The organism is Tabrizicola sp. (assembly GCF_041911175.1).
GTDB lineage: Bacteria > Pseudomonadota > Alphaproteobacteria > Rhodobacterales > Rhodobacteraceae > Tabrizicola.
Genome location: NZ_JAYRPN010000109.1, coordinates 21,760 through 28,322, shown reverse-complemented (window position 1 = coordinate 28,322; position 6,563 = coordinate 21,760). Strand labels below are relative to the sequence as shown.

The following is a 6,563-nucleotide window of genomic DNA, read 5'->3' as shown; positions in this document are numbered from 1 at the left end:
GGCGGCGGGAGAGTAGCCCCTGTCCCGTGCGAAGGCGTGGAAGGCATCGAGTTTCGCGCGGTTGTGCGGCCAGTTCTCAGGGTGGAAACGCGGGATGCGGGTGCGGAATTCCTTCGGCGCGAACAGTGCGGGGTTGGCCATCGGGGTGCCGAAGGCGCCGCGGGCGAGGGGAGAGAAGGGGACGAAAGCGACGCCCAGGCTGGCGCAGCGCTGGATCAGGCCAAGTTCCGGGGTGCGGGTCCAGAGCGAGTATTCGTTCTGCACGGCCATCACGGGATGGACGGCGTGGCAGCGTTCCAGCGTGTAGGGGCCGATTTCGCTGAGGCCGTAGCCCAGGATTTTGCCTTCTTCGACAAGGCGTTGCATGGTGCCCGCCAGGTCTTCGGCCGGAACCTGCGGGTCGTGGCGGTGCGCGTAGAAGAGGGTGACATGGTCGACGCCCAGCCGCTTCAACGAGCCTTCCAGTTCCGCGCGCAGGTGGTCGGGGCGGTTGTCGATGCGGCGGGCGGGGTCGTCGGAGAAGGCGGCCTTGGTGGCGATATGGGGGCGGTGATGGCGGGTCTTCAGCCATTGGCCGATCATCGTCTCGCTGACGCCCTCGCCATAGCGGTTGGCGGTGTCGAGAAGGGTGATCCCGGCGTCCCAGGCGGCGTCGAGGGTGCGGAGGGTCTCGGCCTCGGTCGTCGGGCCGAACATGCCGCCGAAGGACAGGCAGCCGAGGCCGAGGGCCGAGACCTGGGGGCCGTTCCTGCCGAGGTGCCGTTGCCGCATCGCCGTCTCCTGTAGTTTGGCGGCAGAAGACGGGACGGGGCGAGGATGGTCAAGCGTTGACGAAGTGCAGGCCCTGGAAGCGGGCGCGCAGCGCCCTGGTGCGGGGCGCGACGGTTTCCGGGGCGTTGGAGCGCAGGCCCTCGGCGATCAGGGCGGCCAGCGCGGGCGCGTCGGCAGGGGTGACGCCGCGACGGACAAGCTCGGGGGTGCCGATGCGCAGGCCGTTGAGATCGCCTTGGATTTCGGGGATCGGCAGGCCGATGCCGCAGGCGAGGAAACCGGCTTTCCTCAGGGTCTTGGAGGCGGCTTGGCCGCCACCGAACGCTGCGGCCTCGATGGCGAATTGGTGCGAGGTGGTGGCGCCGCGGTCGGCGGCGAAGACGGGGAGGCCGAGTTTGCCGAGTTCGGTGGCCAGCGCGCGGGAGAGGTCGGTCATCGCCTTGGCATAGGCTGCCCCGTGATCGCGCCAGTCGAGGAGCGTGTAGGCGAGGGCGGCGGATTTCGCGGCGTCGAAGTTGGCGGTGAGGCCGGGGAAGGCGATGGCGTCGAGCCGTTCGGCAATCTGCGCATCATTGGTGACGATGAGGCCGCCGGCGGGGCCGCCGAGGGATTTGTAGGTGCTCATCGTCATCAGATGCGCGCCTTCGGTCAGGGGGTTGGCCCAGACCCCGCCCGCGATGATGCCGCATTGGTGGGCGGCATCGAACAGGACCTTGGCGCCGACCTGATCGGCGATCTTGCGCACCTCGGCGACGGGGTGGGGGAAGAGATTCAGGCTGCCGCCGACCGTGATGATCTTGGGCCGGACGGCATGGGCGAGGTCGTGAAGTGCCTCCAGATCAAGGGTATAGCCATCGGCGTCGATGGGGGCCGGGTGGGTGGTGAGGCCGTAGAGGCCCGCGCAACCGGCGGCGTGGTGGGTGACATGGCCGCCGATGGTGCCGGGGGGCGCGATGATGCTGTCACCGGGTTTCGCCAGCGCCATGAAGCCGTAGAGGTTGGCCAAGGCACCCGAGGCGACGCGGATCTCGGCGTAACGCGCGTGGAAGATTTCCGCGGCGAGTTCGGCGGCGATGACCTCGATTTCCTCGATGGCCTCCAGCCCCATTTCGTATTTGTCGCCGGGGTAGCCGAGCGAGGGGCGCGAGCCGATGCCGGAGGCCAGCGCGGCCTCGGCCCTTGGGTTCATCACGTTGGTCGCCGGGTTGAGGTTGAAGCAGTCCTGGTCGTGGATTTCGCGGTTCTTCGCGATGAGGGCGTCCAGCCGGGCGGCGACCTTGGGCGAGGGTTTCCCGGCGTCGGTTGCAAGGCGCTGGATATAGGTCTCGCAGGCTTGCGGGACCCAGGGGCGAGGGGCGAGGTGGGGCATGGCGGGACTCCTTTTCCGGCAGGTTAGGCGGCGCAGGGCTTGCGGACAAATCAGTTCTGCGGAAAATTAGGGTCAGGAAAGCTGAGCCATGCCTGTCGCGCCGCCACCCCTGACCCGGTTGCCGTTGAACGCGCTGCGTGCCTTCGAGGCGGCGGCGCGGACGGGGGCGTTCACGCTGGCGGCGGCGGAGCTGGGGGTGACGCCCGGCGCGGTGACGGCGCATGTGAAGGCGCTGGAGGACCGGCTGGGGGCGGCCTTGTTTGAACGCCAGGCACGGGGGGTGCGGCTGACGGCCTTGGGCCTCGCGGCGGTGGAGGAGTTGACTGGGGCCTTCGATGCCCTGGCGGGGGCGGAGGTGCGGCTCAGGGCGCTGGCCTTGCCGCAGGAGGTTCACATTGCGACCTTGCCCGCGATTGCGCAGTTGTGGCTTTCCCCGCGTTTGCCCGCGCTTCGGGCCGCCGCGCCGGAGATTTCGGTGTCGATCACCGCGCTGGAGGCGCCGCCGAACCTGAAGCGCAGCCTGCATGACCTGAGCCTGTTTCCGGCGGAGGCGGGCGGGCGGCTGGTGGCGGAGGATGCGCTGTTTCCCGTGTGTTCCCCGGCGCTTGCGGCGCGGCTGGTCCGGGTGGAGGAACTGGGGTCGGTCCCCTGCCTGTCGGATACGGCCTGGGACCGGGATTGGGAGGTCTGGCTTCAGGCGGTCGGCGTGGATGTGGCGGTGCGGGGACCGGCGTTTTCGCTCTATGCGCTGGCGGTGGAGGAGGCGGTGAACGGGGCCGGGGTGTTGATGGGGCATGGGCCGCTGGTGGCGGGCCATCTGGCGCGGGGCACGCTGGTTGCGCCGTTTTCCCAAAGGGTCAGCTTGGCGGCGGGCCTCCGGCTGTGGTCGGCACGGCCCCAGGCGAAGGGCAGCGCCGTGGCCCGGGTGGCGGATTTCCTGGCGGGTTAGGGACCCGTTGCGGAAGCGGGTCGCGACAGGATCAAATGCTCTTCCGCTGGATCAAGTCCAAGAATTTTCTAGAAAATCCTTGGACTGCAGGCCGGGCAGGCCGCCCTCGGCACATCCCATTCTGTTCTAGCCGAGGGCGGCTTCCAGCGCGATTTCCACCATCGCGCCGAAGCTGCGCTCGCGCTGGTCGGCGGGCAGCGCCTCGCCGGTGGTGATGTGGTCCGAGACGGTGAGAATGGCCAGGGCGCGGGCGCCGTGGCGGGCGGCGACCATGTAAAGCTCGGCGGCTTCCATTTCGACGCCCAGGCAGCCGTGGCGGAGAAGCTGGTCCGAGAGGTCGGGGCGTTCGTCGTAGAAGGTGTCGGAGGAGTAGATGCCGCCGACATGGACCGGGGTACCCTTGGCGGTGGCGGCAGCGTAAGCCTTTGACAGAAGGCCGAAATCGCCGCAGGGGGCGAAGTTAAGCTCCTTGAAGATCGTGCGCGAGGGCGAGCCGACGGTGGAGGCGGTCTGCGCCAGGATCACGTCGCGGACCTTGACATGGGTCGGCAAGGCCCCGGCCGAGCCGATGCGGATCAGGGTCCTGGCGCCATAGTCGCGGATCAGCTCGTTGGCGTAGATCGAGAGCGAGGGCATCCCCATGCCCGAACCGTGGATGGTGACGCGCCGGCCGCGCCAGGTGCCGGTGTAGCCGAGCATGCCGCGCACCTCGTTCACCAGCACGGCGCCTTCGAGGAAGGTTTCTGCCGCCCAGCGGGCGCGGTAGGGGTCGCCGGGCATCAGGACGGTTTCGGCGATGTCGCCGGGCTTGGCGCCAATGTGGAAGGTCAAGGGTTTGGTCTCCTGCGACGGGTCGGGGATGAGCGGTCGGCCGAAAGAGGCTTATTCCGAGGCGGGGGCGTTCTGGAACGCCGGATCTTCCCATAGATCTGTCCCGGTCGGATCGGGCTGGCCGTTCTGCCGGGCATTGTCCCATTCGGCCAGGAACAGCTCGGCAGCGCGGACCGGATACTCCCCGGTATAGAAGATGCGGTTCGACGGCATTCGTTCTGCGTCAGGCTCAAGGTAGGTTGCATAGGGTGTATCATTGAACTTGAACCCCGTTTCAACCATGTAAAGCGCGCCGGTGGCGTTGCAGACGACCATGTCGTGCGCGTAAAATCCCGGACCCAGAATCTCGCCCAATGCGAGCGCGTGGCGTTCGATTTCCTCTCGCCTCGGCTCGATCAGGGTCTGGAACAGGAACTCGATCAGGGGGCCGTTGGCTGGTGTGTCCTTGCTGTGGACCGAGGCGGAGCGCTGGTTGACATCGCGGGCGCGGGGATAGGCATGCTGGACCTTCCGACCGACGGCCTGGATGCGGAACATCGTGTGATAGGTCGTGCCCTCGAAGCTCAGGCGTGTGTCTATGAAGCGGGTATTGTATCGGCCAGGGTCCAGATCCTTGCCTTCGGCAACGACGGCCGTTCGGCGGCCTGATCCAATCGCGGCGTTTGAAAAGACGGTTGCATCCGAGGTTGCCCCCTGCATCAGAGGCGGCATCGTGATGCCGCGCGCGGTCAGGAAGCGATTGGCGCGAGGCTTCACGGCGGCGATCTGTGCGGCACGCTGCGAACAGAAGACCACGCCCGCCCGGGCTTCGGCCTGCCGGATGCGGGCGTTGGTGGGGTAGGCCTTCTCTTCATTGAAGATATGCAGGATCGCGGTGTCGCGGTCGTCCTGGGCGGCCTCAAGTTCGTCTTCGCTGAAAACAAAACTGCAGTCCACGCCCGCCTCGGCCAGCCGCTGCGTGAAGCCGGGAAAGTACTCGGGAATATAGACCTTGCCCTTGCCGCCCAGTCCGAAGCGGGTCAGCGCCGTGAAGATCAGATGGCGGGGCCTGCCGATGGCGGGCGGAACGGACTGCAGTTGCGCATACTGGCCCTGTACCCAATCGTCCTTGCGCCTGCGCGTCAGACTTTCCCGCGCATTCGCGCCCATGACTTTGCCTTCAACCGGAATTGCGGGCATCTTGTGGGATGCCCGCCGGAGCGTCAAGCGGTTCGCAGAACATGCCGCGTGTCGATGCGGGGGTGTCGCAAGGTCATCTTGCGCTGCGGAAACCGGGTCGGTCCAGACCGTCAGGCACGGAACAATGGTTCTTGTGGCGCCGGGCTCAGCCGGCGTTCACGATGATCGCGCCGAAGCTGTCCCGGTTGCCGCAGAACGGCGCGTCGGACGGTTGGGCGGCAGTCCCTTTGGCCAGGACATGCGCGCAGGCGGCGCGGTCGGCGCAGTGGCCGCAAACGGTGAGCAGGTCGACCCACTGGGCATGATCGCGCTTCAACTCGACCTCCGGGACGCCGAAGATCCGGCCCATCGCGGTGACACGCTCGCTGATGTCGCGCGGCATCTTCAGGAAGCCCAGAACCTGTTCGCGGCTCATGCCGAGATCGTCGAGGTCGCGGTCGGACAGGGAGTTGACCTCCTGCACTTCGTGCAAGCGGTCGATCAGGCTGCGGATACGATCGAACATGGCGGGGGCTCCGGTGGGCTGTGTGCTTCCCGGATAGGCCCGTCATCGGCAGATGAGCCTTGATTTACGTCAAGCTTCCGGTCGGGCGGGTCATTCTAGTGGATCGACTTCCACCAAAGCGGCCGTGGCCTGATCCCAGGTCATGCGGAAGGTGCCGGGTTCGGGCCGGTTGATCAGCGTGCCCGCGATGGTGACCTGCAGGATCTGGCGGTCGCCGTCGGGGACAAGCGACCAGTCCAGCACGATCAGGCTGTGCTGCGCCTCGCCCTGGAAGACGTTCAGCTCGCAACCGATGCCGTCTGCGCAGAACATGGCGGGCGCGGTGGAGCAGGTGAGCTTGCCGCTGTCGAGGATCAGGGCCGGGGCCCCTGCATCGAGAAAATGCGCTTCGCTCACTGCGTCCTCCGGGACGGTAAGGGCGCCGCCCTGGGCGGTGCAGGCGGCCTGGTGGTAGTTCAGGAGCGATTGCAGGGCGACGGGCGTTCCAGCAGTGGCGGGTGTGGCGAAGGCGAAAAGGAGCGCCGCGCGGATCACTGGATCTGCCATTCGCCATTGCTCCAGAGGAAGCGGGTGGTGCCGCCCTGGTCGTTCGGGGCAGTGAGGTAGGTGGTGCCGTTCTCGGTCTCGGTGGCCCAGTCGTGCAGGGTGAAGCTGGCGCGCGTGCCGTCGATCACCGTGTCGACGCCGCAGCCCTGCGTGCCGCAATAAAGGGTGGCCGAGGTCGAGCACTGGAAGGCGCCGCTGTCCACCACCCAGTCGGGGGTTCCATCGCCGTTCAGGTCCGCTTGCGTGACGGCCTCGGGGGCGGCGGTGAAGTCGCCGTCGCAACTGGCGCTGGCTTCCTCGACGATGGCGGCGACTTCGGGGGGCCAGTCTTCGGCAAGGGCCGGGGTGGCGAGGAGGATCAGGGCGAGGGCAGTGCGCATGGGGCGGGCCTTTCCGGTTGCAGTCGAGACCTT

At 67.5% G+C, this 6,563-nt stretch carries 8 protein-coding genes; 1 reads left to right on the top strand and 7 read right to left on the bottom strand.

The window, feature by feature from the left end:
* A partial coding sequence (locus ACE3P6_RS15220) for an aldo/keto reductase (RefSeq protein WP_374396611.1) occupies positions 1 to 771 on the bottom strand: 771 nt, incomplete at its 3' end.
* Positions 772 to 820: 49 nt separating this feature from the next.
* Positions 821 to 2,140 carry a serine hydroxymethyltransferase gene (gene glyA, locus ACE3P6_RS15215; RefSeq protein WP_374396608.1) on the bottom strand — a complete coding sequence of 440 codons (1,320 nt, stop codon included), beginning with the start codon at positions 2,138 to 2,140 and terminating at the stop codon, positions 821 to 823.
* A gap of 88 nt (positions 2,141 to 2,228) precedes the next feature.
* Between glyA and ACE3P6_RS15210 the strand changes: the two genes are divergently transcribed.
* Entirely contained in the window at positions 2,229 to 3,089 is an 861-nt protein-coding gene (locus ACE3P6_RS15210) for a LysR family transcriptional regulator (RefSeq protein ID WP_374396606.1), read from the top strand.
* A 126-nt stretch (positions 3,090 to 3,215) separates the two neighbouring features.
* Here the strand turns inward: ACE3P6_RS15210 and deoD are convergent, their stop codons facing one another.
* The 5 genes from deoD to ACE3P6_RS15185 form a co-directional block, all read right to left on the bottom strand.
* Positions 3,216 to 3,920, bottom strand: coding sequence for a purine-nucleoside phosphorylase (gene deoD, locus ACE3P6_RS15205; RefSeq protein WP_374396604.1), 705 nt, complete (start codon positions 3,918 to 3,920; stop codon positions 3,216 to 3,218).
* A 51-nt stretch (positions 3,921 to 3,971) separates the two neighbouring features.
* Entirely contained in the window at positions 3,972 to 5,099 is a 1,128-nt protein-coding gene (locus ACE3P6_RS15200; protein WP_374396602.1) for a hypothetical protein, read from the bottom strand.
* A gap of 145 nt (positions 5,100 to 5,244) precedes the next feature.
* Positions 5,245 to 5,604 carry a DUF1127 domain-containing protein gene (locus ACE3P6_RS15195; protein WP_374396601.1) on the bottom strand — a complete coding sequence of 120 codons (360 nt, stop codon included), beginning with the start codon at positions 5,602 to 5,604 and terminating at the stop codon, positions 5,245 to 5,247.
* A gap of 90 nt (positions 5,605 to 5,694) precedes the next feature.
* On the bottom strand, positions 5,695 to 6,150 hold the full coding sequence (locus ACE3P6_RS15190) for a hypothetical protein (RefSeq protein WP_374396599.1): 456 nt from the start codon (positions 6,148 to 6,150) through the stop codon (positions 5,695 to 5,697).
* On the bottom strand, positions 6,135 to 6,530 hold the full coding sequence (locus ACE3P6_RS15185; protein ID WP_374396597.1) for a hypothetical protein: 396 nt from the start codon (positions 6,528 to 6,530) through the stop codon (positions 6,135 to 6,137). The genes ACE3P6_RS15190 and ACE3P6_RS15185 overlap by 16 nt, the downstream gene beginning before the upstream one ends.
* Positions 6,531 to 6,563 lie beyond the last annotated feature (33 nt).